Annotated in this window: 24 protein-coding genes; 17 read left to right on the top strand and 7 right to left on the bottom strand. The window is 37.7% G+C overall.

What is annotated here, in order from left to right:
- The first annotated feature begins 53 nt into the window (after window positions 1-53).
- Window positions 54-935, top strand: a complete 882-nt coding sequence (locus ABFX33_RS00480; protein WP_346083566.1) for a DUF4097 family beta strand repeat-containing protein — start codon at window positions 54-56, stop codon at window positions 933-935.
- Window positions 936-1,042: 107 nt separating this feature from the next.
- Here the strand turns inward: ABFX33_RS00480 and ABFX33_RS00475 are convergent, their stop codons facing one another.
- The 3 genes from ABFX33_RS00475 to ABFX33_RS00465 all read right to left on the bottom strand — a co-directional run bounded on the left by ABFX33_RS00475 (window position 1,043) and on the right by ABFX33_RS00465 (window position 4,669).
- Entirely contained in the window at window positions 1,043-1,744 is a 702-nt protein-coding gene (locus tag ABFX33_RS00475; protein WP_346083565.1) for a class I SAM-dependent methyltransferase, read from the bottom strand.
- Window positions 1,737-2,918, bottom strand: coding sequence for a nicotinate phosphoribosyltransferase (gene pncB, locus ABFX33_RS00470; RefSeq protein ID WP_120259904.1), 1,182 nt, complete (start codon window positions 2,916-2,918; stop codon window positions 1,737-1,739). The genes ABFX33_RS00475 and pncB overlap by 8 nt, the downstream gene beginning before the upstream one ends.
- Before the next feature lie 161 nt (window positions 2,919-3,079).
- Window positions 3,080-4,669, bottom strand: a complete 1,590-nt coding sequence (locus ABFX33_RS00465; RefSeq protein ID WP_346083564.1) for a DUF6600 domain-containing protein — start codon at window positions 4,667-4,669, stop codon at window positions 3,080-3,082.
- Between the two features lie 256 nt (window positions 4,670-4,925).
- Between ABFX33_RS00465 and ABFX33_RS00460 the strand changes: the two genes are divergently transcribed.
- From ABFX33_RS00460 to ABFX33_RS00435, 6 genes are all read left to right on the top strand, one after another.
- Window positions 4,926-5,684 carry an MlaE family ABC transporter permease gene (locus ABFX33_RS00460; RefSeq protein ID WP_077438387.1) on the top strand — a complete coding sequence of 253 codons (759 nt, stop codon included), beginning with the start codon at window positions 4,926-4,928 and terminating at the stop codon, window positions 5,682-5,684.
- A 6-nt stretch (window positions 5,685-5,690) separates the two neighbouring features.
- Window positions 5,691-6,464 (top strand): ABC transporter ATP-binding protein, encoded by a 774-nt coding sequence (locus tag ABFX33_RS00455; protein ID WP_259187254.1) that lies wholly within the window; start codon window positions 5,691-5,693, stop codon window positions 6,462-6,464.
- A 5-nt stretch (window positions 6,465-6,469) separates the two neighbouring features.
- A complete protein-coding gene (locus ABFX33_RS00450) occupies window positions 6,470-7,474 on the top strand; it encodes an MlaD family protein (protein ID WP_346083563.1) in 1,005 nt (334 codons plus the stop codon).
- Between the two features lie 116 nt (window positions 7,475-7,590).
- Window positions 7,591-8,292 (top strand): RluA family pseudouridine synthase, encoded by a 702-nt coding sequence (locus tag ABFX33_RS00445; protein ID WP_346083561.1) that lies wholly within the window; start codon window positions 7,591-7,593, stop codon window positions 8,290-8,292.
- 27 nt (window positions 8,293-8,319) lie between these two features.
- Complete coding sequence (locus ABFX33_RS00440; RefSeq protein ID WP_346083559.1) at window positions 8,320-8,583, top strand: hypothetical protein; 264 nt, start codon at window positions 8,320-8,322, stop codon at window positions 8,581-8,583.
- A 30-nt stretch (window positions 8,584-8,613) separates the two neighbouring features.
- Window positions 8,614-9,021, top strand: a complete 408-nt coding sequence (locus ABFX33_RS00435) for a DUF983 domain-containing protein (RefSeq protein WP_346083558.1) — start codon at window positions 8,614-8,616, stop codon at window positions 9,019-9,021.
- A 50-nt stretch (window positions 9,022-9,071) separates the two neighbouring features.
- On the opposite strand, the gene ABFX33_RS00430 is transcribed toward ABFX33_RS00435, so the two are convergent.
- Entirely contained in the window at window positions 9,072-9,362 is a 291-nt protein-coding gene (locus ABFX33_RS00430; RefSeq protein WP_120259911.1) for a DUF4286 family protein, read from the bottom strand.
- Window positions 9,363-9,500: 138 nt separating this feature from the next.
- Here ABFX33_RS00430 and ABFX33_RS00425 point away from each other — a divergent pair, with 138 nt between their 5' ends.
- The 9 genes from ABFX33_RS00425 (at window position 9,501) to ABFX33_RS00385 (ending at window position 18,483) form a co-directional block, all read left to right on the top strand.
- Window positions 9,501-11,387: an alpha/beta hydrolase family protein gene (locus ABFX33_RS00425; protein WP_346083556.1), complete on the top strand. Its 1,887-nt coding sequence runs from the start codon at window positions 9,501-9,503 to the stop codon at window positions 11,385-11,387.
- A 9-nt stretch (window positions 11,388-11,396) separates the two neighbouring features.
- The gene (locus tag ABFX33_RS00420; protein WP_120259913.1) at window positions 11,397-13,055 is read left to right on the top strand and encodes a sensor histidine kinase; all 1,659 of its coding nucleotides are present in this window, start codon (window positions 11,397-11,399) and stop codon (window positions 13,053-13,055) included.
- A 15-nt stretch (window positions 13,056-13,070) separates the two neighbouring features.
- The gene (locus ABFX33_RS00415) at window positions 13,071-13,769 is read left to right on the top strand and encodes a response regulator transcription factor (protein ID WP_077438378.1); all 699 of its coding nucleotides are present in this window, start codon (window positions 13,071-13,073) and stop codon (window positions 13,767-13,769) included.
- Between the two features lie 143 nt (window positions 13,770-13,912).
- A complete protein-coding gene (gene greA / locus ABFX33_RS00410; RefSeq protein WP_108635709.1) occupies window positions 13,913-14,386 on the top strand; it encodes a transcription elongation factor GreA in 474 nt (157 codons plus the stop codon).
- Window positions 14,387-14,670: 284 nt separating this feature from the next.
- Window positions 14,671-15,087: an HIT family protein gene (locus ABFX33_RS00405; protein WP_108635710.1), complete on the top strand. Its 417-nt coding sequence runs from the start codon at window positions 14,671-14,673 to the stop codon at window positions 15,085-15,087.
- A 140-nt stretch (window positions 15,088-15,227) separates the two neighbouring features.
- A complete protein-coding gene (locus tag ABFX33_RS00400) occupies window positions 15,228-15,878 on the top strand; it encodes a DedA family protein (protein ID WP_346083554.1) in 651 nt (216 codons plus the stop codon).
- Between the two features lie 8 nt (window positions 15,879-15,886).
- The gene (locus ABFX33_RS00395; protein ID WP_120259915.1) at window positions 15,887-16,429 is read left to right on the top strand and encodes an inorganic diphosphatase; all 543 of its coding nucleotides are present in this window, start codon (window positions 15,887-15,889) and stop codon (window positions 16,427-16,429) included.
- Between the two features lie 8 nt (window positions 16,430-16,437).
- On the top strand, window positions 16,438-17,751 hold the full coding sequence (locus tag ABFX33_RS00390) for a hemolysin family protein (RefSeq protein WP_346083552.1): 1,314 nt from the start codon (window positions 16,438-16,440) through the stop codon (window positions 17,749-17,751).
- 18 nt (window positions 17,752-17,769) lie between these two features.
- Window positions 17,770-18,483 carry a 16S rRNA (uracil(1498)-N(3))-methyltransferase gene (locus tag ABFX33_RS00385; protein ID WP_257092223.1) on the top strand — a complete coding sequence of 238 codons (714 nt, stop codon included), beginning with the start codon at window positions 17,770-17,772 and terminating at the stop codon, window positions 18,481-18,483.
- An 80-nt stretch (window positions 18,484-18,563) separates the two neighbouring features.
- On the opposite strand, the gene ABFX33_RS00380 is transcribed toward ABFX33_RS00385, so the two are convergent.
- The 3 genes from ABFX33_RS00380 to ABFX33_RS00370 all read right to left on the bottom strand — a co-directional run bounded on the left by ABFX33_RS00380 (window position 18,564) and on the right by ABFX33_RS00370 (window position 21,245).
- Window positions 18,564-19,037, bottom strand: coding sequence for a hypothetical protein (locus tag ABFX33_RS00380; protein ID WP_346083551.1), 474 nt, complete (start codon window positions 19,035-19,037; stop codon window positions 18,564-18,566).
- A 122-nt stretch (window positions 19,038-19,159) separates the two neighbouring features.
- Window positions 19,160-20,557, bottom strand: a complete 1,398-nt coding sequence (locus ABFX33_RS00375) for an ABC transporter permease (protein ID WP_346083549.1) — start codon at window positions 20,555-20,557, stop codon at window positions 19,160-19,162.
- Between the two features lie 46 nt (window positions 20,558-20,603).
- Window positions 20,604-21,245: an ABC transporter ATP-binding protein gene (locus ABFX33_RS00370; protein WP_346083548.1), complete on the bottom strand. Its 642-nt coding sequence runs from the start codon at window positions 21,243-21,245 to the stop codon at window positions 20,604-20,606.
- Between the two features lie 406 nt (window positions 21,246-21,651).
- Here ABFX33_RS00370 and ABFX33_RS00365 point away from each other — a divergent pair, with 406 nt between their 5' ends.
- Window positions 21,652-24,525 carry a TonB-dependent receptor gene (locus ABFX33_RS00365; protein ID WP_346083546.1) on the top strand — a complete coding sequence of 958 codons (2,874 nt, stop codon included), beginning with the start codon at window positions 21,652-21,654 and terminating at the stop codon, window positions 24,523-24,525.
- Window positions 24,526-24,572 lie beyond the last annotated feature (47 nt).

Below are 24,572 nucleotides of genomic sequence, written 5' to 3'. Positions count from 1 at the left end.
TGTGAGCTCATGAATACCATTGAAAAATGGACTAGACAGTAATAATTATGAAGATGAAAAAGATAAGAATAATGATTATGGGAATGGCACTGCTCTTTGCTAATGCGTTGCAGGCCCAAATAACAGAGAATGCAGAACGTGCCGTTCCGCCAAAGGCACCTAGACCTCCTAAGACAATGCGAATGCCATATGGTGACAGTGGGAAGAGAGTTTGGAAAGAAATTAAAGTCCCCAATGTTGGTGAGAAGCTATTGCTGAAATTTGACAATGTTTCTATTGAAGGCTATAATGGAAAAGATGTCGTGATTACAGCGAAGGTGGAGGAGCAGGAAGAGAACGACCGGGCTAAAGGCTTACGTGTGGTCAATGGTTCTGGCTTGTCCGATAATTCGGGAATGGGAATGAACATTCAAAATATTGCTGGTGTTACGGAAATCAGTATGGTTGGAATGCCATTGGAAGATTCTGTGCATGTTCGGGTTCCTTTTGATCTATCGATTAGTGTAAAAGGTGGTCGTGGAGGGTTCTTTAATGACGGTGGTATTGAAATAAAAGATATTAAAGCCGAGGTTGAGATCTCTAGTACAATGGGGGATGTTAAGGTGATCAATGTCACTGGGCCGCTCAATGTGAAAGTCGCCCAAGGAGATGTTGTTGCTAAGTTTGTGCAGCCAGTCAAAGGACCTATTTCACTCATCGCAGCAATGGGTGCGGTAGACGTAGCCTTCCCGGTAAAATTCGGGGCTAATGTAGATATGAAGACCTCAATGGGTAATATTTATGCCGCGGATGAGTTTCAATTTGAAAAGCCTGTTGAGGAACCTAAAAGTACTTACAATATGTCAAATACTGTGAAAGGGAAAATGAATGGTGGCGGACAGGATGTGATCTTGAAGACTTCTATGGGGGATATTTATATTAGAACTCAAAAATAGCATGTGAAGTCCTGAAATAGGTAGGTTATTTTTTGATTCACAAAAAACCTTAAATACTTAATTGGTATTTAAGGTTTTTTTCTAAGTAGAGCCTTGAAATAGTTAGATTATTTTTTTTGTTCCATACGAACTAGATATTGATCATGTTCATCTTCATATAGAATCTGAACAACCCAGCCTAATTCATGGGCTATTTTGATCAGTTTATCCTGATCTAGATAAAGCCATTTGAAGGGATTTCCCTTTTGTCCTTTATATTCGTATTGATATTGGATCTCCCCAAAATAATGGTTGGGTTTTTTGATGTTATAATCCTCGTAGAGATAACCGATATCGGATGAATCAAAAATAAGCTGCCCCCTATCAGTCAGGAGCTCTTTACTATGCTGCAACAGCTTTTTAAAACCATCAATGTCGCCAGCGATACCCACACCATTCATAAGAAACAAAAGCGTATCGTACTTTTGTCCACTGAATTCATAGAAATCTTGGCATATGATATGTTGCACACCACGTTGTTGCATGATATGACAAGCTGTCTGCGATATTTCCAGCGCATCGACCTCAAATCCCTTTTCTTGTAGATATAAGCTGTGACTGCCTACGCCGGCCCCCACATCCAATACCCGACCATCACAGAGCGATAATCCGATGAATTCCAGTTCTGGAAAATCGTCAGCATCCCTAAAGAAAACTTCTACTGGCATTTCGTCTTGGTCGCCATAGCTTGTATGGAGGATTAAAGGGAATTTTTCTTCTTGATGGATAAAGTAATCATCCAGGGCCTCACCATATACGTCTCTAAACATTGTCATTATCAATCATTAATACTTTTTTTGCGATATAGATAGAATCTTCATCACCCGTGTGCTTCATAGGTTCATCGGATAGTTTGATGACTGGGGTCCATTGATCATCTTCGGGAAGAGCATCGGTCATTTTAATGACAATATTCATAGGTCTAAGTCCTACATCGTTTGTAAAGTTGGTCCCCACACCAAATGAGTGTAATATTTTGCCCTCGCAGTAACTTGCTATTCTTTCGACTTTGTCGTAATCTAGGCCATCGGAAAATATAATTGTCTTGGACAATGGATCAATACCATTTTTCTTGTAGTGTGCAATAACCTTGTCTGTAAACTCCAGCGGGTCACCACTGTCGTGACGTACTCCGTCAAATAATTTGGTAAGCTTTTTATCGAATTGCTGAAAGAAAACTTCCGTTGTATAGGTATCAGACAGGGCAATTCCAAGATCACCGCGATAAACATCTGACCAGTGCTCCAATCCTAAGAGGTTGGCCATTTTGTAGCCATATTTTGCCGCATGAAACATAAACCATTCGTGTGCGTGGGTGCCGATCGGTTTGGTTTCATATTTCATAGCCAGGTGAACATTACTGGTTCCGATAAAGGTTTTTTCGCCGTATTGTTTTAATGTACGGACAACCAAGTCGTGGACTTCATAGGAATGTCTTCTACGGGTGCCAAAATCGGCAATCGTGATATGTAGTTTTTTATATTTTTCGATTTTATCTTTGGCCGTTGCAATAACCTCTTCATCTGATGCGCGAACCAAATCCTGAGATTCATAGAAAAGCTCACAGATCAGTGACATGAGCGGTACCTCCCAAAGAATCGTTCGATACCAATACCCTTCGATAACAACTTCGAGATCGGGACCATCCTGCGTGATTTTTATTTCATCAGGATCATACCGATAACCTTGTAGAAAATCAAAATAGGTTGGATCAATGTAGGGACAAGTCCGCGCAAAAAAGGCTTTCTCGGCTTTGGTAAGCCGCAGGTCTGCCATTTCGTTTACAGCCTCCTTTAAAAGAATGTCAAATCCTTCCGGAAACTTATGATGTCCCCGATTGATAAAGTGGTAGCGTGCTTTTGCCTTTGGAAATAGCTTGACTACCGCATTCTGCATCGTGAATTTGTAAAAGTCGTTATCTAATATAGAGGTGAATGAAGCCATCTTTATTAATCTGATTTTTGTTTAAAGCTGTAAATTTACTAATTAACATGAAAATGTGCGGATTGTTCATCATAAATAAAACAAGAGTCCATACGAGTTGATGCAAAAAAAATGGGTCAGTGATGTGCTGACCCATTTTTTTACTTTATAAATTTGATCTGTTATCGTGTTCTTGAACTACCTCCTGAACGAGTTGATCCTTCAGATGATCTGGTTCTTGGAGTTGAAGAACTTCCTGAATTTGAGGGATTTGATCTTTCAACTGTAGGAGATGAGGACCGTGTTCTGGTATTCTCATAACTTCTATTTTGCGCCGGCTGGCTGGGTTGCGCTGCAGGTTGACTAGAGCGGGATCTGCTGTTGCCAGTGTCATAACTTCTATTTTGCACCGGTTGACTAGGTTGTGATACAGGTTGACTAGCACGTGTTCTAGTATTACCAGCATCATAATTTCCATTTCGTTGCGGCATTGTTGTTGGCTGCCCACTACGGGATGAACCTGCGTCACTTGTATTGCTAGTGCCTGTTCTTACTCGTGTATTATAGTCCGAATTTCGGCTATTGACAACGCCGCCGTTGTCAACAGCATTTCCTTGTCTGGTTCTACTGGTAGAAGTAGGGTTATTCGTATTTGATGGATTCGACTCTCTGCCGGATCGGGTTCTAAAATCGTAATTGTCTGAAGTAGGTGTTGTACCTACATTATTTCTGTTGTTCGAACTATTGTCTCTTGTACGTCCATTCGTATTACTGGAGCTACGTGTAGATCCACTATTATTATTCGCATCATTGCGTGATCTTACCGAAGCATTACCGCTATTGTCAATATACAGCTCACGATTTCCAGATCTGGTATTGATATTATCCCGGTTGGAAATGACACGATTGTTGCGGTCCGAAATTTCACTATTATTGCTACGTGTTCGAGTTGATGCGTCCACAACATTGGTTGGACGTGCAGATGAACGTGTGTTGCGGTCTACACTTGGACGATACATATTGATTTCGCTTGATCTTGTACGGCTATTACTACTACGCACCGATCCTGGCCGATCTACATTGTTAATACGGTTTACGTTGACAGTTCTGCCTGTATAACGCTCGATGTCAGATTTACGCGGGCCGCCCACATAATAGTTATTATTGATGATCGTTGTATTGTTGATCACCGTGGTTCTATTATAAATGCTGTTATAATTTCGACGGTTCACATAATATCTATCCATGTTGCGGTTCATAAAATGATTGACCGAAACAAAGGTCCAGAAGTTCATTGGGATATTGACCGAGACATTGATATTCATGCCCGGACCTAATGGAGCCCAACCATAATAATCATTGCTTTGGCGCCAGTTTACCCACGCCGGTCCCCATTCGTAATCTGGAACCCATCCCCAACCATAACGATCGTTGTAGTTCCATCGGCCATAGTGGAAAGGAGCCCAGCCCCAATCGTAATTGGAGACCCATGTATTACCATAATCTGTCATGGACCAATAACCATTGGTTGCATAAGGCTGGAAGTCTGGCCCGGCATCAGGAATCCACACATATCCATAATTTGGATCATTCACCCATTGTCCGTATGGTGAAAGTTCATCATAGAACGTCTGAAATGAAATACCAGAATTGTTGTAGTTATTATAACCTGTATATCCTCCTCTTTGAGCCATCGTAGTTGTGCAACTTGTAAAGGAAGCAACACCGATCAATCCCAGTACCCAATATTTTATGTTTCCTAAATTTTTCATCTTCGTAATATTTTAAGTAAGACAAAACTCTATGCTATTGTCTTTGTTATTATGACAGCATAACGTATTAAATGGTTTAATTGGTACACTATAAATCTGATTTTTTTTATATAAAAGTCAAATTGATGATCTTTTTACATAAACGACAATTTTAGATACATATTTTTTATTTACCTTTACCGCTCGAATTGTTACGTGTTTGTTGAGCATATGAGGTGTTTTATGACACATTAATTTGACATAGACATATTTTTAAATGGCTAAAAAACTTCAGACTTTTTTTCTAGAATTCGCAAACATTCATCGTTTCTTATTACGGTTTTGGCGCGAATTAGTAACTCCACCATATGAATTCAAAGAAATTATACGCCAATGCTATGAAATAGGCTATAAATCTTTGCCTTTGATCAGCTTAACCGGATTTATCGTTGGTTTTGTTTTTACGAAACAATCTCGTCCTTCGTTGGAAGAATTTGGTGCAACCTCCATGTTGCCATCGCTGATTTCAATTGCGATTGTTCGTGCCTTAGCGCCCTTGGTAACTGCTTTGATTGCATCGGGTAAAGTGGGGTCGCAGATTGGGGCTGAATTAAGTTCGATGAATGTGACTGAGCAGATAGATGCAATGGAGGTGTCAGGTACTAATCCTTATAAATATTTGATTGTAAGTAGAATTTTAGCTACAACTATTGGTATTCCTGTGTTATGTTTTTATGTGGCGGGTATTGGCCTTTTAGGTGGTTATCTGAGTATGATGAGTAAAGATGACTTGAGTTTTTTGAGCTTTTTTACGCAGGTATTTGAAACAATTGCCTTCAAGGATTTAGGCGCTATGGTATTACGTGCTGTAATATTTGGCTTTACTATTGGGGCTGTAAGTTGCTATTGTGGTTATTTTTCCTCTAAAGGTACAGAAGGAGTAGGTAAGGCAGCTAATGCGGCTGTGGTTGCTTCGATGTTTCTTGTCTTTATTGAGGAGATCATTATTGTTCAGATTTTGTCGTTCTTTGGATAGTGGTATATGGAAAAGGCTAAAGTAAATATAGATCATTCTCAGTCAGTCATTGAAATCAGAAATGTGAGTAAATCTTTTGGGGATAACCATGTACTCAAGGAGGTTAACCTAGATTTATATAAAGAGGAAAATCTAGTTGTGTTAGGACGTTCGGGTACAGGTAAATCAGTTTTGATCAAGTTGATTTCTGGATTATTAAAACCTGATGAAGGAACAATTGATGTATTGGGTGAATCTGTCACGTCATTAAATGACCGTGAGTTGCGTGAGTTACGATTAAAAATTGGTTTTTCTTTCCAGAATAGTGCACTCTATGATAGTATGACGGTTCGTGAGAATTTGGAGTTTCCATTGGTGAGAAATAAACGAAATCTCACACGATCTGAGATTAATCATGCTGTGGAGGAAGTGTTGGATGGTGTAGGTTTATCTCAGGCCATCAACCAAATGCCATCTGAATTGTCTGGAGGTCAACGTAAGCGGATTGGTATTGCGCGTACCTTGATTCTTCGGCCGGAGATCATGATGTATGATGAGCCTACAGCAGGTCTCGATCCGATCACTTGTTTGGATATCAATGGATTGATCAATGAGGTTCAGGAGCGGTATAAGACATCATCAATTATTATTACACATGATTTGGCCTGCGCGAAGGAAGTAGGTGATCGTATTGTAATGCTATTGGATGGTAAGTTTGAAAGACAGGGGTCTTTTGAAGAAATTTTTGATACAGATGACGCACGTGTTAAAGCGTTTTATAATTATAATTTTATTCTATAATATACATGAGTAAGGCAGAAAATAAAAGAGCAATCATTGTTGGTGTTTTTGTTTTTTTAGGCGTATTGATTCTTTTGGCCGGGATTTTTATTTTAGGCAGTCAACAAAAGAAATTTACAAGAAACATCGAGATCGCGACTTCATTTCCTGATGTTGCGGGATTGAAAGTAGGAAGTAATGTTTGGTTTTCTGGGGTTAAGGTGGGGATCATTAAAAATATCCACTTTAAAAGTGTACAGGATGTCGAAGTTGTTTTAACTATTGAAGAGAAATCTGCGGAATATATTCGCAAAGATGCTGTCACAAAATTGGGCTCCGATGGATTGATTGGTAATAAAATTGTTGTTATCACTGGGGGGTCTCAAAATGCACCTACTGTGGAAACTGGTGATTTTTTAAGATCAGCGAAAACTGCAGACATGGAGGCCATGATGGAAACATTGCAAGTAAATAACGAAAACTTGGCTAAGATTACGACTGACTTTGTCGAGATATCACGTGGTTTGGCTGATGGTAAAGGCATGGTTGGTGCAATGTTGACCGATACTGCTATGGTGAATATGTTACGTGCGAGTTTACTGTCCATCAGTGCTGCAATGAATAATGCCAATAAAGCATCTGCAAATTTGGTTACATTAACAAATTCGCTGAACAGCAATAAAGGGTTGATCCACGATCTGACTACCGATACTGCTATCTTTTCAAATTTGCGTCAGTCTGCAGCGCAGTTGCAGGGTGTGTCGCAGACTGCAAATGCATTAATCAATAACTTGAATAATGCCTCTAGTCGATTGAACGATAAAGACAATGCGGTCGGTGTCTTATTGAATGATCCTGCTTCAGCAAACCAAATCAAGTCAGCCATTAATAATCTGAATTCTAGTACTGAAAAGTTGGATGAGAATATGGAAGCTTTGCAACATAATTTCTTGTTACGAGGATTCTTTAAGAAAAAAATGAAAGAGAACGCTAAAAAAGCAGAAGCGCTTAAGGCAGATAGTGCGCAATAAGTTTTAGTAAGAAGATATGAAAAGGCTTTACGCTTGCGTAGGGCCTTTTTTCGGTATTTCAATCCGATTATTTTAGATAATAACAGAGGTTCGCGTAACCTTTTAGTATAGAAGAAATGAATAAATCTGAAATTACAGATAAAGAGGTGATCTTTGAAGATAATCATCTGATAGCGATTAATAAAAAAGCGGGCGATATTGTGCAGGTTGACGAAACTGGGGATGTTTCATTGGAGGATATGGTGAAGATCTATCTGAAAAAGAAATATGACAAGCCCAATGATGCTTATGTTGGTGTCATTCATCGTTTGGATAGGCCTGTCAGCGGCATGATTCTTTTCGCGAAGACAAGTAAAGCCCTCGAACGTATGAATAAGTTCTTTCAAGACCGGATGGTGAAAAAAACTTATTTTGCCATCGTGCGGCAACGCCCACGTAATGCTGAAGGTAAATTGATCAACTGGTTGATTCGAAATAGACAGACAAGAGTAACGAAAGCATTTCCGCGTGAAGTGAAAGGTGGTACCTACGCTGAATTGGACTATGCAATAGTGGGTGAATTAAATGGATTCTACCTCTTGCGGGTTGAACCCCTAACAGGTCGTACACATCAGATACGAGCACAGTTGGCAGCAATGGGTTGTCCTATTGTTGGCGATAACAAATACGGGTATCCAAGAGGAAGTTCAATGGGAAGTATCTGTTTGCACTCACGGTCGTTAGCGTTTACACATCCCATTAAAAAAGAAAAGATGGAATTGGTAGCCTCATTGCCGCAAGATGGTTTTTGGGACAAATTTGAAGTATTGGTGGGCTAATCGCTAAATTTTCAGTAACTTTGGACTATGAAATGGTTTAAATATCTACTCGTAATATTTACCCTAAGCTGCTCGACAGTATCTATTTCTCAAGCACAATGTGCGATGTGTACATTGACTGCTGAGAATTCTACCAAAGATGGTAATATGCAAGGACGAGGGTTGAATGATGGAATCTTATTTTTATTGGTGATTCCCTATTTGGCAGCAGCAGGACTGGGGTATCTGTGGTATAAGAAATACCGTAAAAAGAATCCTCCAGCCAAGAAATTTATTAACGAGATAAAGTAGACTCTGATGCCGACATCCAAATTTCACGCAATGATACATTCCAAATGTCCTAGATGTCATGTTGGAAAAGTATTTGAAGGAAGGGTCTATAGCCTGCGGAAGCAGCAGATGAATGACGTTTGCCCGCATTGCGGTGTTAAATATGAAGTTGAGCCGGGCTATTTTTATGCGGCGATGTATGTGAGTTATGCTCTTTCTGTTGCTGAGATTGTATCTGTATCTGTTGCTATTGCGATTTTGACCGGAAGTGAGTCTCCTTGGCTCTATTTGGTTGGCTTGGCGGTTACTATTTTCGTTTTTGCTCCCTTTAATTTTAGGTACGCGAGATTGATCCTATTACATTTCTTAACGCCTAAAATAAGTTATGATCCACGTTATGAATTAGCTTTGGAAATTGGTGAAAAGGATCAGGAATCCAAGAAAAATAAGATGAATTAAGAATTTTAGTTTGTATACATACTTAAAAAAATAAAGAGCGCTAGAGCTCTTTATTTTTTTAAGTATTTCATTGTACTGTCGAAAAGGAAAACTTTGTCCTTGTACAGCTCTGAAATAAATTGTTGCAATGGTATCAAATGTACCTGTTGGAAGTCTGCAATATGTTCTTCAGAAGGTAAAACTACTTGGATGCAATAAGTCATTCCTTCATGGGGCGACTGGAGCATTTCGAGGAAATGCACTTGGAATTTTTGGGATTGCACGATATTATCCTGAATCCAAGAAACGATGTCATTGTGGATCGTTTCTTCTGCTATAACAGAGACATTGTATAAAAACATAAACAAAAATACGGTTTTATACGCTATTTTTGAATATTACGTTTAATTACTATATCTTGTAAAAATAAGGTTGCATTGACTGCAATTTGGTATTTAATTACAATATTTGAGTTAATTGATAAGGACGCATTTGGGATTATGAGGTTGCAATTTTGGACTGTTTTATTTTTTTGTGCATTGACTATGTTGGGATGCCAACAACATAAGGTTGATCCTATACCCATCAATCAATTCTTTTCCACACCTGAAAAATCAAATTTTAAGATTTCCCCTAATGGTCGGTTTATTGCCTATATCGGCATGGACAATCATTGCAAAAATATCTATTTGATTGATTTGAAGCATCAGGATAGCTCCAAGCAATTAACCTATCAGAATGATATCAATGTAAAATCTTTTGCCTGGAATAACGATTCTAAGATTTCTTTTTTGACAGAACAATCTTCCCAAGACAGTTTGCGTTTGTATGCTGTGGATATTAACACTGAAAAAATCTGGGCATTAATTAAGCCAGTTCGTGCGCGGTTTAGATGGATTCATTCGACGGTGTCTGGTGGAGAGGGTTTTGTTGCGGGGATTAATGATCGTGATTCCTCTTTTTTTGATCTATATCGTATTTATTTGGATGGTCGACCACGTGAATTGATCTTACAAAATCCGGGCAATATGAGCTCCTGGATTGCTTCCAATGATGGACAGATACGTTTGGCTATTGCAAACGATTCCGTACAACAATCTGTTCTTTTCCGTCCTTCTGAGAAAGAACCTTTCAAGGAGATCATACGTTGTGATGTAGAAAGTAGTTTCACTCCGCTGGGATATAAAGACAGTTCAAATAGTATTATCTATGCACTATCGAATATAAACCGTGATAAATTGGCCTTGGTGAGCTATGATCTGGTCAATGAAAGGGAACTGGGCGAGCTTTTTAGCCATAAAGAGGTTGACATGAGTCCAGGAGGTTATTTTCCGGAGCTAAATCGCTTGTTGTTTGTAAATTATACAACCTCAAGGCAAAGCAGACATTTTTTCGATGAGCAGACAAAGCGGAAATATGATGAATTGTCTAAGCAGATTGATGGTTTTGAATTCCAAGTTCTTAATACCGATGCTTCAGGCGAAAAAGTGATTATTAAAACCTATACAGATGTTAATCCTGGTGGAATTTATTTTTATGATTTTACCACAAAAAAATTGACCAAATTAACCGATAATAATTCTGATCTTAAAGACAAGGAGTTGTCTCCAAATGAGTTTATTACTTATAAAGCGAGGGATGGGGTAGAGATATCCGGATACTTAACCTATCCAGTTCATTCCAATCGAAAAGATCTTCCAATGGTGGTATTGCCACATGATGGACCAAATGGGCGTGAGGTGTGGGGCTTTGATAATGAGGCACAGTTTTTGGCAAACAGAGGATATTTGGTTTTTCAGATGAACTATAGAGGCTCGACAGGGTTCGGAAAAAAGTTTTGGACAGCAGGTTTTAAAGAATGGGGCGGAAAAATTCAAGATGACATTACTGATGGAGTGAAGTGGCTGATCAAAGAGGGGATAGCGGATAAGAATCGTGTCGCTATTGTCGGAAAGGGATTTGGGGGATACTCTGCGCTTCATGCTGCTTGTTTCAATTCGGATCTTTATAAATGCGCGGTTTCTTATTCGGGATATACAAACCTATTCACCTATTTTAGGGACATTCCACCTTATTTTAAATCTTATGTACAGAAGATGTATCAGATCGTTGGTAACCCTATCAGGGAGGCGGAGCTGTTTAAAAATATATCGCCTGTTTTTCATTCTGATAAAGTAAGGATCCCTGTGCTGTTGGTTCAAGGCGGAAAAGATCGGTTTAGTTCTGTGACGGATGCGAATCAATTTGTTCAAAAATTAAAGAACAATAATGTTCCTGTACAGTATTTTCTAAAGGAAGATGAAGATAGGACCTTTAAAAAAGATGAGAATGTATTTGGCTATTATAATGAGCTGGAGCGGTTTTTGGCAAAATATCTAGCAGACTAGAGGCAGCATATGAAAGCAGAAAAATACAGCTATCGAAAAAATTACGGATTATTGTTGATGTTTTTTATCGTCATCAGTGGCCTTTATATTTTTGCGCTTTTTCTATCTAGAAATTATACTGAATCGCATATAAAAAATGAATTTACGAATAGAAAATCTGAAATTTTTGATCAGACTCTGATTCCTTTTAACGACTTTTTTCAAAATAGAATCCCCGAAGTGTCTTTTTACCAAGGTTTCCTGGATTCTGTACAAGCGGGAAAATATGCATATAGTATTTTAAGTTCTTATCCTTTTGTACGTGAAATAGGTTTTTTTGATCTGCAATTCAATAATGATCATAATTTGAACTATGGTTTTATCGTTAATAACCTGCGGATTCAGCCCAAAACCATCACCTTTTTTACGGTGTCCCGATCGGGATTGAATAAAAATACAATTCTCGACCGTGCTCAAATGGGGCTGCATTCTGAGGAAATTAATAATATTGGGGTTAAACTTGCTACTTATATTGATAAGCTTCAGGCAAATGCGAAGCTTTCTGATAAGGATATTTTAAAGGTATTTTATACGATCAGGCCGGGGCAGATTACGTATTTAAATATACCCAGGGTTAATGATCTGATTGTTTATAAATCCATTATGGAAGGGAATCTGGATCATACTGTCGGCTATGAACAGGATATGTTCAACTTTCAGATTGACCCAATGTATTTGGAGGTGAAAAATAGTTATGCAAATCTTTACGAAAAGGTAGCGATTGTGCCATTGGTCGGCGCGCCAATTACACCTGAGGACGATGAAATTTCAACAGAAATGCCATTGCCCGGAGCTTTGGCTGATTATAAATTGCTTTTCAGATCGAGTAAAAGTTTTCTTTCGGCAGAAATAAATCGTAGTTTTTGGCCTGTACTAGGTGGCATTTCATTGATTTACATTATTTTAATAGCAATTCTATATTTAATTTATAGAAATTTAGAAATTAACGGAAGACTTTTTAAATTGCAATATGATTTTATTAACAATTTGACCCACGAGTTTAAAACACCTGTTAGTGTAATAAAAATTGCCGGGAATAATATTAAGAGTGCACAAATACTTTCCGATGAGGAAAGAAAAATGTATGGTAATATATTGGACCAGGAGGCTGATCGGCTCAATAATCTAATGAATAAATTATTGTCTTTTAGCCAGATTGAAAATAAAACCATTAAATTAAACAAAGAAGAGGTCGATCTGGAGGAATTTACCGAAAATCTGGTTGCTTCTTCAAGAATAAAATATGCTGACTTTAAAATTAGCACAAAAATTGATGTAAGAACATCGATGCTGGCAGATCCAGTGTTATTGAGTAGCGTGTTTCAAAACATGATAGACAATGCCTATAAGTATTCGAAAGCGGGGCATAAAATCTTGGATATTACGATACAACAAAATAAGAAGAATTTTGTTATCACTTTTAAGGACGAAGGGATTGGGATAGAGAAGGCGGAGTTTAACAATATCTTCAAAAAGTTTTATAGAATAAAAAGTCAATATAATCAGCAAGGAAGTATTGGTTTAGGTTTGGCTTTCTGTAAGGAAATCACTGAGTTTATAGGTGGGGACATTACAGTCAAAAGTCAATTGGGGCAAGGCACTACCTTTACGTTGGTATTTCCGGTTTAAAAAATAAATTTAAATATGAATAAAGACATCACTGTTGCTGTTATTGAAGATGATGAGAACTTACGTTTCTTGGTAAAACATCGATTAGAATCTGAAGGCTATCAAGTCATCCAAAGCGGAAATGGGAATGAAGCAGAAAGTTTAATCTTGGAAAAGAGGCCCGATGTGGTCCTGTTAGATTGGATGCTCCCTGGAAAAGAAGGTAACGAGATCTGCGAAGATGTCCGTAAAGCAGGATTTGAGAATATCATTATTATGATGACTGCTAAATCCCAGGATGTGGACAAGATTGAGGCTTATAGCTTTGGTGTGACGGACTATATTAGTAAGCCGTTCAATATGGACGTGTTGATTGCTATGATAGATAATAAGGTGAAGTTTTTTCTTCCTAAAAATAGTCCAGAGATCTACAAGTTTGGGCAGACAGAGCACCATCCGAATATCCATTCATTAATCCGTGATGGTAAAAAGGTTGAACTAACTATTCTGGAAAACAGAATTTTATTGCATTTTCTTCAAAATTTGGGTCGGGAGATTACACGTGAGGAATTGATGGAAGTGGTATGGGGCTATAGTTCAAATGTAAATACCCGTACGTTGGATATGCACGTTGTGCGCCTGCGGAAAAAGATCGAAACAAACCCTGATAAACCACATTATCTACAAACGGTGAGAGGGTTGGGTTATAAATTTGTTGACGAAGAGGAGATTTGATTATATTTGATAGATAAGAATTTGTTTTGTTGAAAACAATTATTATCTTCGTATAGATTGAAAGCGAGACCATGTTTCCCGACGAGGGTAATATGGTCTTGTTTCTTTTTTAAAATGTAGAAAATAAGAAAAAAGATAAAATTATGGCAGAAGTAACTTATTTTACGGAAGAAGGATTGCGTAAGCTGAAAGAGGAACTAGCTTATCTGAAGACGGAAGGAAGATCTAAAATTGCCAATGCAATTGCAGAGGCTAGGGACAAAGGTGATTTGTCTGAAAATGCGGAGTATGATGCTGCTAAAGAAGCTCAGGGGCTTCATGAAGCTAAAATTGCCAATTTGGAAAACACATTGGCTACAGCTCGCTTGATTGATGAATCCAAATTGGATACATCGAAAGTATTGGCTTTGTCAATTGTTAAGATCAAAAATAAAAAAAATGGAGCTGTGATGACTTACCAATTGGTTGCTGAGTCTGAAGCAGATCTTAAATTAGGTAAGATCTCTGTTAAGTCACCAATAGCGCAAGGGTTATTGGGTAAATCGAAAGGTGATACTGCAGAGATTGAAGTGCCTGCAGGTAAGATCGAATTTGAAATTGTAGAAATTTCAAGATAATATATGTCGGTTATGTGCGGTACGCCATAACCGCACATCCACAAATTAACTTTATATTAAGAAGGTCGGGTTCTAGCAATCGCGACCTTTTTTGTTTATATTTGTTGTGAACATCATAAGTATGTTACTTATGGTGGTTTTTATAAAATGTATTTAGATAGGAAATATTAGACATTAGACTTTCCTTATGCAAGCCGATGGCTGGTACAACCCGAAGTCTCAATACCCAATACTAATATCTCAATACGTTATTACAAAAAGAATTTATTCCAATATAGAATAATATGTCAACAATTTTTTCAAAAATCGTTGCTGGAGAGATTCCAGCTTACAAAGTTGCAGAAAGTAATGATTTTCTAGCCTTCTTGGATATCAGTCCTTTGGCAAAAGGTCATGTACTGGTCATCCCGAAGAAAGAAACAGATTACATTTTTGATATCGAAGATGATGAATACATGGCGCTTTGGGTATTTGCGAAAATTGTTGCACAAGGGATAAAAAAGGTAATTCCATGTGTTAAGGTTGGTGTGGCTGTCGTAGGATTGGAGGTTGCGCATGCACATATCCATCTTGTTCCGATCAATAAAATAAGTGACCTAAATTTTGCTGGGCCTAAGTTAAGTCTAGGTGAAGACGAGCTTCATCAGATTGCTGAGACTATACGTGAGTCCATTATTAGCATAACTGCACAAAATCAATAACAAGATTATATTACACTTGATTTACTTTCGTTTTTTAGAAGAATACTATATTTGTACTTTGTTGTTTTAAAATTGTACAGGGAAAAAAGTAGGTTTGGATTCTAAAATGAAGAAAACAACATTGATTTTTACTGAAAGTTATGCATGAACTTTTGTTGTCATTTCAACAACTAATGAATCCCGAAGAACTTTTAAGTTCGGGAGGGTTTTATTTAGTTATTTTAATCGTATTTGCCGAAACAGGTCTGTTTTTTGGTTTTTTTCTACCGGGCGATTATTTATTATTTTTAGCGGGATTGTTTTGTGCTCTCAATAAGATTGACGTGAGTATTTACACGCTTTGTTTGGGCTTGTTGGGGGCAGGAATACTGGGTAATTTTACAGGTTATTGGTTCGGTTATCGAGCCGGTCCCATGTTATTTAAGCGAAAGGATAGCATCATCTTTAAGCGGAAATATGTGGTGATGGCGGAAGAATTTTACCATAAATATGGAGGAACAGCATTAATTATAGGTAGATTTGTCCCAATAGTTCGTACTTTTGCTCCTATCTTTGCGGGTGTTGTAAAATTAGATTTCAAAAAATTCGTTTTATATAACGTCAGTGGAGCTTTAATATGGGTCTTGATATTGACTCTTTCCGGTTATTTCTTGGGGATGGAGTTCCCATGGATTATCCATTATGTTGAATATGTTGTCGTTGGGATGATCGTGGTCGCATTTTTGCCTATTGCAATTACTTTGCTTAAAAAGCGAATAAAAGACAAAAGAAACAAACAAAATATACAGTAAAATAAAAAATGAGTAAACAAAACCCTTGGCACATGGTTTCTCCAGGTGAGAATGTGCCAAATGCCGTAAACGCTATCATTGAGATTACAAACGGATCCAAAGGAAAGTACGAATTAGACAAAGAAACAGGTTTGTTGCTTTTGGACAGAGTAATGAGTTCATCTGTTGTCTATCCTGCCAATTATGGTTTTATTCCACAGACTTATTGCGATGACAAAGATCCTTTGGATATTTTGGTGATTTGCTCGGTTGATATCTTACCTTTAACATTGGTGGAAGCGCAAGTTATTGGTGTAATGAATATGGTTGACGGTGGCGAGCAAGATGATAAAATCATTGCTGTTGCCAAAAATGATCCTGTATTCAATTACATTAAAGACATTGAACAATTGCCGCCACACACAATGAAGGAAATTGTACAATTCTTTGAAAGCTACAAAGCTTTAGAAAAGAAACACGTTATCGTTGAAGGGGTGAAAGGACGTGAAGAAGCACAAAGAATCTTGATAGAAGCTATTGAGTTGTACAAAACAGAATTTGTTAACAAATAACCCCCAGCATGGCGCTCGATATTTTTGTGACATTGTTTTTAGTATTGGCCAACGGTTTTTTCGTTGCAGCTGAGTTTGCTATTGTCAAAGTCCGAGTCTCCCAAATTGAAGTTCAGGCGAAAACAGGTAGCAAAGTTGCTACAATTGCCAAAAGTATAACGGAGCATTTGGATGGTTATTTGGCCGCTACACAATTGGGTATTACACTTTCTTCTCTGGCTTTAGGTTGGGTAGGAGAAGCTGTAATGACCCAGATTGTGCAGGGCGCATTAGGTTTCTTTGGTGTTGAATTGACCGGTAGCATAGCAACGAAAGCCGGACATGTGTTAGCCTTTGCGATCATTACCGTATTGCATATTGTTTTTGGTGAATTAGCTCCCAAGTCAATTGCAATTCAAAAACCCGTTGCGACAACAATGAAGATTGCGGTCCCATTGCAATTTTTCTATTTTATCTTTAGACCCTTTATTTGGATCCTGAACGGTTTTGCTAATTTTCTGCTTAAAATTTTAGGATTTGAAGTAACAAAAGGTGAATCTGCCCATTCTTCTGAGGAATTACAATACCTTTTAGATAAAGGAAAAGAATCCGGAGCATTGGATATTTCTGAGCATGAGTTGATCAAAAACGTCTTTGATTTTAACGAACGTATCGTAAAGAATATTATGGTACCGAGGACTAAGATTGTCGCTGTTGAGGTGACCGCAGATGCATCTGAATTGATTGAGACGATGACCGAGGAGGGGTATTCACGTATTCCGATCTACGAGGATAATATCGATCAGATTGTTGGTATTGTGCATACCAAGGATATCCTTCCGCTTTTGGCTAAAGGCAAAGAAGTAGTGATGAAAAATATCATGCGGAAACCATACTTTATTCCTGAAACCAAAAAAATCAATGATTTGATGGCTGAGTTTCAGCAACGACGCCTTCAATTGGCTATTGTGCTCGATGAATTTGGAGGTACAGCAGGGATGGCTACCTTGGAGGATATTGTGGAGGAGTTGGTAGGTGAGATCCAAGATGAGTATGATGAGGAAACACCTGTTGTCGAACGTATCTCTGAAACAGAGTATATGGTAGATGCGGGAGCTAGCATTCATGATGTGAATGAGTTTCTTCCGATCGAATTACCAGCAAGTCAGGATTACGATACCATGGCTGGATTGGTCAGTGAAATCTTTGATAAAATTCCTGAAGTAGGTGAGCGGAAGCAAGAATATGGTTATGTATTTACAATTATCCGCAAAGCCCAACAGAATATTGAATTTGTCAAACTGGAATTGGTCGAGTCTGCGGACGATGATGTAGCGGAATAAGGCCACAATGAACAGTACATGCAGTTATTTTTTACACCGGAATTAAATCCTTCTTTAGAAAACTTTATCCTCTCTGAGGAAGAAAGCAAGCATGCTATTCGTGTGCTTCGCATGAATACGGGAGATCGCTTATATTTAATAGACGGTCGGGGCGGGCTGTACGAAGCTGAGATTATAGATCCACATCCGAAACGTACTGTTCTTCGCATTTTAAGTATCAAGGAGAACTACCAACAGCCAAACTATCATTTGCATATTGCTGTTGGGCCGACCAAGAATATCGATCGTATTGAGTGGTTTTTGGAGAAAGCTACCGAGGTGGGGATTCAAGAGATTACACCTATTATCTGTGAACATTCAGAACGCAAGGAAGTAAAGTTGGACCGCTTGAATAAAGTCATTGTATCAGCCATGAAGCAATCTTTAAAAGCGTATTTACCTCAATTGAATCCAGCTGTATCGTTTAAACAGTTTATAAAGGATATTCCGAAGGACGGTACCCAAAAAGCGATTGCACACTGTGTTGATTCCGATAAGAAATATTTAAACCAAATAGTTGAAGCAGGACAGCATTATATTATTTTGATCGGCCCAGAAGGTGATTTTTCAGCAGAGGAAATTGATTTGGCTTTAGCGGCGGGCTTTCAACCGATATCCCTTGGGGATGCACGTTTACGTACGGAGACAGCAGCTTTGGCAGCTTGTCTTGAGACCTCACTAATCAATAGATAAATCTGTACGATAAAAGATCAATGTGAACCTAATCTATTTCGGATAGACAAGATTCAGCATTGATGATATGCTGTTTCTATTTATTTTGCAAGCTCAGCATCTATGATCTGGATTTCGGAGTTTCCTTTAAGAGGATCCTTTGTAAAAACCATCTTTCCTTTTAGTTTGATAGGATCTTCAGAGAATTTAATTGCCCCACCCTTTAAGGTTACTTCTACCATGGGCGGGATTCCGTTGGAACCACAAAACTGACACTGCATAACAGGTAGGACAGACATCATAAAGTTCTTGTGATTACGTCCACTATGTAGTGGTACCATATAGCCCGGTAATTCGACCACTTTGTTTTCAAGCGCTTTGAGCTCTTTTGGATAAAAAGGAGTATAGACCTTTTTCGCCCCATTATAAGTTACTTTGTAAGCCATTTTATCAATAGCATCCCATGTTTTGTTCATCATGGGGGTGTGATCGGGTACATCGGGATTATTACCAATCTGTGCCTGTGCTTGTATAAAGAAGCATATAAATGCGAATGCTGTAATAATTTGTTTCATCTGTTTTAGTATTGAGTATATCGTATTGAGCATTGAGATGTTGGTGACGGAAATTTAAGATTTACCTCGTATATGATATTCGTACGCTTTTACCCCAATTATCCATTTATTCTATTTTTAACCTATTTGTTCGACAAAGTTCCTGATATACTTGTCTTATAAGCCTTGATTGCTGGAATTAAAGCGGCTAGAATGCCAATGAGACAAGCTACTAACAAAAATACCAATTCTTTTGGATGTAACTTAAAAGCTTCGATAAAATCTGCACTCTGGCTTGTTTGGTTGCTGATATAATATAATGCCAAATGTGCCAATAGCAAACCTATCAGTCCACCGACAATTGTTATGGTCAAACCCTCGAGCAGGACAATGTTGAATAATTTGCCCTTAGAGGCACCGAGTGTACGCATAATAGCAAGATCATATTTACGTTGTTTCAGTGCATTATAGAGATTGATAAACACGCTCAGCCCCGCAATGAACATAATGACATAGGCAAGGATGGCTAATGAGTCTATTCCTACACCTAGGAGTGAAAACAGACGTGTACTTTCCATTGCTGGAGAAGCGGCCTGCATATCTGTTTGTTGATCGATCATTTTGGGCAGTATACCAATAGCGGCAGGTGACTGATATTTTACTAAGATAGCCGTTATTTCCAGTCCGTTTTGTTTAACCATATCGGCTCCAATAGATTTGACAAATACACCTTCCTCTTCATGATCATGGTCGTGATCTGCGTGATCGTGATGCTTTTTTTCTTCGGTTGTCGTCTGAACTGAAGAATTTTCCGGGAGGTCTTCGCCGTGGTGATGTTGGTGTGCTTTGACAGTCTCTTGCCTATCTTCTTCGCGTTCACGTTGTTCTTTCTGTGCCGGAGTTTCCTGGTCGTTGTGTGCATGTGCAATACCATGCACATCCCAAACGCTCTCAAGGTTGGTCAATATGAGGTTGTCCGTTACGTTGTTATTTTGCTTTAGAATACCGACGATCGTAAAAGGGTGTTCGTCATGGCTATGACCATCTTTACTCAGTCCATGTGAGCTGTTGATTTGGTCGCCTAGTTTAAAGTGGTGTTTTTTTGCGACCTGCTCACCAATAACAACTTCAAAGTTTTTTTGCCAAATGCGCCCTTCGTTTATTTTAGTATCGTAAATAGTCAGAAAGGAAGAATCTGTCCCCACAATACGGTGTCCTTTAAAATTATCGCCCAGGGATAGCGGAACCGCCAATTGGACAAGAGGATTCTGGCGTAATGGTTCGAGTTCATCTAAGGGGATATTTCCTGTTGGATTGTCGATATGATATACGCTGGATAAGATCAATTGAAGTGGACTACCTTTGGCTCCGATGACAAGGTCAATGTTCTTACTGTTGTTGTCGAGTTGCTTTTCAAATGTTTCACCTGTGATGGAGAGCACTGCCAGTATGGAGATTCCAAAAGCTGTCAGTAAGATACTCAAAAAGACAGAACCAAACTGTCTACTTAAATTTTTCCAAACCAACTGTATCGTGTTCATAGCAAATGTTGAATAAAAAAGGGTGAGAGATATGGGCTGTAAGCAATTATTTTAAGAGATACATTTTTGAAAACTGATCCTTGATCCGTTTATCGTGTGTTGTGATCAACAACGTTGAGCCAGCGGTATCTACAATGCCCAAAAGAAGTTCTAGTACACGATTTGTATTATTATCATCTAAAGCTGCTGTGGGTTCATCCGCAATGAGTAGGGCCGGTTTATTAATGACACTACGTGCAATCGCGGCACGTTGTAATTGACCACGGCTCAGTTCATTTGGATAGGCCGCGGTTTTGTGGTCCAACTGCAATTGTTTCAATACCTGATGAATCTCATCTACATCGACTTTTTTACCAGCCAGCGACTGTGCCAATTTGATGTTTTCTAGCAGAGTTAAATTTTTGAGAAGGTGAGCTTCTTGGAAGATAAACCCAATATATTGCGATCTGAACTTATCTAGTTTGCTATTTGATAATAGCGAAAGATCCTGACCATTAATTTTAACATGACCGGTATCAGGTCGGGATAAGCCACCTAACATATTCAGTAAGGTTGTTTTACCTGTACCTGAATCTCCTAGTAGTAGTGTATGTTGTCCTTTCTCGATATGGATGTCAGGAAATTCGATGCTTTTTGCATTGGTATATCGGAATGTTAGCTGCTCAGTAGATACGATCGGATTGCTCATATGCTCAAAAATTGAAAATATATTCAAACTTAGAGAAATTGCTTTGCATATGCAATATTATTGCAATAATAAGATCATTCTTGCTTCTAAACAATAATATGAACGAACATCTATTCTTATCGAATTACAATGATATGTTTAAGTAAATGTACTAAAACCTAAAACTGAACTTTATATGTTAATAACTTTTCGACTTAATAATTTTATTACACTTCATTAATATCATCTCATCGAAATAATGGAATAATCACTCAAATACTACTTCAGGGGGGATTTTATCTAAAATTTTAAGTTATAATTTCCAGGGTAACATTAAATTAACAAGTGGTTTACGTAATGGTAATTCGTTGTTAATGTTAATATAATATTCTGCCAATAGCTTTGCAGAAACAAAAAACAAAATAAATTGGAACCACAATTACAACTTAAAAGAATCGCTGCTGCCATTACGTTCGTCGTAGCTGCGTCAACAACAGTTTATGCACAAGGGAGTGGGAAGGTTGCAGGTAAAGTTACAAATGTCAAAACAGGAGAGACCATCGCGGGGGTGACGGTAAAGGTTCTTGGCACAGCACGTGTAGGAAGTTCGGATGTAACAGGTAATTATAATATTCCTGCAGTACCAGCAGGAAAGTACACATTGGAATTTAGCTATTTGGGTTTTGCAACAAAGCAAATCACCGATGTAGAGATTAAAGATAAGGATGTAACGAATTTAGATGTGGTTCTTGACAATTCCGAGGGAAAAGTATTGGATCAGGTAGTGATTACAGGTACATTTAAAAAAGAATCAATAGGTGCATTGTATGCACAACAGAAGAATAGTATTTCAATTTCAGATGGTATTTCAGCTGAAGTAATTAAGAAAACACCAGATAAAAATACGGGTGAAGTATTAAAGCGTGTTAGTGGTGCAAGTGTTCAGGATAATAAATTTATTATTATCCGCGGGCTAAGTGATCGTTATAATTCAGCATTGCTAAATAATAGTCCACTGCCTAGTACAGAGCCTGATCGCAAAGCATTTTCTTTTGATATTATTCCTTCATCTTTGATAGACAATATTGTTATTAGTAAGACTGCTACACCAGACTTACCAGGTGATCTTACAGGTGGGGCCGCTAATATTAAAACCAAAGATTTTCCAGATAAAAAGACAATTGAAATCAGTGTTGGCTTAGGAGGAAACACACAAACAACGTTTAAGGATTTTTATGGTAGCAAACGGACAGTAGGTAATTATTTTGGTTTTAAAAACCCAGATAATAATTTACCTTCAAACTTTCCAAAAAGCAGGGAATTGTATACCAATTTGCCCGCCAGTGAGAAGGCCGATTACACAAAAGGCTTCAAAAATACATGGGGATATGAGAATCTAGGTAAATCTTTACCTTATCAAAATCTTCAGTTTATTTATGGAAATTCATTCATGTTGAATAATGATGGGAAATTAGGATTAATTACTTCATTAACTTATCGAAATTCAGAAAATATTTCCAATGAGGTTCGAAATGATTTTAATGGTACTGATCTAGGCTACAACAATTATTACTTCAAATACAATGATAAATATTACCGCTTTAATTCTTCAGTAGGCGCTCTTGCTAACCTATCATATATAAAAGATAATTTTAAAATATCTTTAAAAAATATTTTCAATCAAAGTTTAGAACAAAACCTTATTCTTCGAGAAGGCGAACTTGTTAACGAAAGTTTGCGTAGAACTACTTTGATGGAGGTATTTGAAAAGAGAATGCTAAATTCTGTCATAGATGGAGAATATTTGTTAGACGGAAACAAACAATCCAAATTAACCTGGAATTTATCTTACAGTGGGATTTGGGATAATGAACCTGATTTAAGACGTTTGAGTTATAATAAATCTGTAGACGAGACAGATCCTAGTGTTCCATATCAAGCAGCTATTCCTAATGGCTCAGCATCACCAGAACAAGCTGGTAAATTTTACAGTAATCTGAAGGAAAATATTTACAGTGCAGGCTTGAACTGGTCATATGGCTTAAAATTATTCAATTTGGAGCAATCGCTAAAGATTGGAGCCCTAAAGCAGTATAAAAAGCGTAATGTAGATGCAAGAGTATTAGGTTATGTGAATCGTACATCAGATTTTAATGAGAATAAGGCTTTACTCGAGTTACCTCAAGAACAGCTTTTTGATTATAATAATATTGCTGCAAATAAATTGTATTTAGATGATATTACTAATGCAACAAATAGTTATGAGGGTACGGGAGATTTGAATGCTGGATATATTATGATATCTGGAAATGTTGCAGAGAAATTAAAGGCGACTGTTGGGGTAAGGGTTGAGAATTATATTGAAAAATTAAATACTGGATCAACTTCTTCTGACGTAAATAATAATGTAAATAACAATTATACAGATTTCTTACCATCCTTGAATCTAACATATGAATTGACTCCAAAAACTAATTTAAGGTTCAGTTATTCTAATACTGTAGCGAGAGCCCAATTTAGAGAGTTAGCAGCTTTTAGTTTCTATGATTTTATTACCAATAATATGAAAATTGGTAATCCTAATCTGAAAAGAAGCAAAATTTCGAATATCGATGTTCGCTATGAATTCTATCCAAGTCTAGGAAAATTGATATCTGTTTCGGCGTTTTATAAAGACTTGAAAAATCCAATAGAATCAAACTTCCTATCAGGATCTACGGCGGTGAGTAAATCTATGTCATTTATTAATGCTCCTAAAGCCTACATTGCCGGAGCAGAAGTTGAAATTCGTCATGACTTATCAATTTTTAATGATGATTCTGAATTTTTGAAAAAATTGGTGTTCAGTGCAAATGCTTCAGTCATTAAGTCCGAAGTGGATTTCAAAGGCTCCCAACCTCTGTTGGAAAATAAACGACCACTTTACGGACAATCTCCTTACCTAGTTAATTTGGGTATGCAGTATAGTGGTGCTAATGGTTGGGAATCAAGTATTTACTTTAATAGAATAGGAAGACGTATAGATATTGTTGGTTTTGGTAATTATGTAAATTCGGCCTTTATTGATGAGTATCATACGATTTATGAGGCACCTAGAAGCTTACTGGATTTTCAATTATCTAAAAAATTAATTGCTAACAAAGCGGAGCTGAAACTTAATTTGGGCAATATCTTGGATTCAAAGTCTATCTTTTACCAAGATGTAGACAAAAACGGTAAATACAATGTTAATGGAGATCAATTGATCAATTCAATAAAGTATGGTAGAAATATCTCTCTATCTTTTGGTTATAAGTTTTAAAGATTAAATAAGTATTAGTTAACATTAAGGTTACATTCGATCTGTAC

It is taken from the genome of Sphingobacterium ginsenosidimutans (assembly GCF_039536865.1).
Classification (GTDB): Bacteria; Bacteroidota; Bacteroidia; order Sphingobacteriales; family Sphingobacteriaceae; genus Sphingobacterium; species Sphingobacterium detergens.
Note: the sequence above shows the minus strand (reverse complement) of the source record. Positions and strands in the feature narration are given on the sequence as shown.

Bases quoted from the DNA above. Each gene is read 5' to 3' on its own strand.
- ABFX33_RS00480 (WP_346083566.1), top strand. From the start codon at position 54: ATGAAAAAGATAAGAATAATGATTATGGGAATGGCACTGCTCTTTGCT.
- ABFX33_RS00475 (WP_346083565.1), bottom strand. From the start codon at position 1,744: ATGTTTAGAGACGTATATGGTGAGGCCCTGGATGATTACTTTATCCAT.
- pncB (WP_120259904.1), bottom strand. From the start codon at position 2,918: ATGGCTTCATTCACCTCTATATTAGATAACGACTTTTACAAATTCACG.
- ABFX33_RS00465 (WP_346083564.1), bottom strand. From the start codon at position 4,669: ATGAAAAATTTAGGAAACATAAAATATTGGGTACTGGGATTGATCGGT.
- ABFX33_RS00460 (WP_077438387.1), top strand. From the start codon at position 4,926: ATGGCTAAAAAACTTCAGACTTTTTTTCTAGAATTCGCAAACATTCAT.
- ABFX33_RS00455 (WP_259187254.1), top strand. From the start codon at position 5,691: ATGGAAAAGGCTAAAGTAAATATAGATCATTCTCAGTCAGTCATTGAA.
- ABFX33_RS00450 (WP_346083563.1), top strand. From the start codon at position 6,470: ATGAGTAAGGCAGAAAATAAAAGAGCAATCATTGTTGGTGTTTTTGTT.
- ABFX33_RS00445 (WP_346083561.1), top strand. From the start codon at position 7,591: ATGAATAAATCTGAAATTACAGATAAAGAGGTGATCTTTGAAGATAAT.
- ABFX33_RS00440 (WP_346083559.1), top strand. From the start codon at position 8,320: ATGAAATGGTTTAAATATCTACTCGTAATATTTACCCTAAGCTGCTCG.
- ABFX33_RS00435 (WP_346083558.1), top strand. From the start codon at position 8,614: ATGATACATTCCAAATGTCCTAGATGTCATGTTGGAAAAGTATTTGAA.
- ABFX33_RS00430 (WP_120259911.1), bottom strand. From the start codon at position 9,362: ATGTTTTTATACAATGTCTCTGTTATAGCAGAAGAAACGATCCACAAT.
- ABFX33_RS00425 (WP_346083556.1), top strand. From the start codon at position 9,501: ATGAGGTTGCAATTTTGGACTGTTTTATTTTTTTGTGCATTGACTATG.
- ABFX33_RS00420 (WP_120259913.1), top strand. From the start codon at position 11,397: ATGAAAGCAGAAAAATACAGCTATCGAAAAAATTACGGATTATTGTTG.
- ABFX33_RS00415 (WP_077438378.1), top strand. From the start codon at position 13,071: ATGAATAAAGACATCACTGTTGCTGTTATTGAAGATGATGAGAACTTA.
- greA (WP_108635709.1), top strand. From the start codon at position 13,913: ATGGCAGAAGTAACTTATTTTACGGAAGAAGGATTGCGTAAGCTGAAA.
- ABFX33_RS00405 (WP_108635710.1), top strand. From the start codon at position 14,671: ATGTCAACAATTTTTTCAAAAATCGTTGCTGGAGAGATTCCAGCTTAC.
- ABFX33_RS00400 (WP_346083554.1), top strand. From the start codon at position 15,228: ATGCATGAACTTTTGTTGTCATTTCAACAACTAATGAATCCCGAAGAA.
- ABFX33_RS00395 (WP_120259915.1), top strand. From the start codon at position 15,887: ATGAGTAAACAAAACCCTTGGCACATGGTTTCTCCAGGTGAGAATGTG.
- ABFX33_RS00390 (WP_346083552.1), top strand. From the start codon at position 16,438: ATGGCGCTCGATATTTTTGTGACATTGTTTTTAGTATTGGCCAACGGT.
- ABFX33_RS00385 (WP_257092223.1), top strand. From the start codon at position 17,770: ATGCAGTTATTTTTTACACCGGAATTAAATCCTTCTTTAGAAAACTTT.
- ABFX33_RS00380 (WP_346083551.1), bottom strand. From the start codon at position 19,037: ATGAAACAAATTATTACAGCATTCGCATTTATATGCTTCTTTATACAA.
- ABFX33_RS00375 (WP_346083549.1), bottom strand. From the start codon at position 20,557: ATGAACACGATACAGTTGGTTTGGAAAAATTTAAGTAGACAGTTTGGT.
- ABFX33_RS00370 (WP_346083548.1), bottom strand. From the start codon at position 21,245: ATGAGCAATCCGATCGTATCTACTGAGCAGCTAACATTCCGATATACC.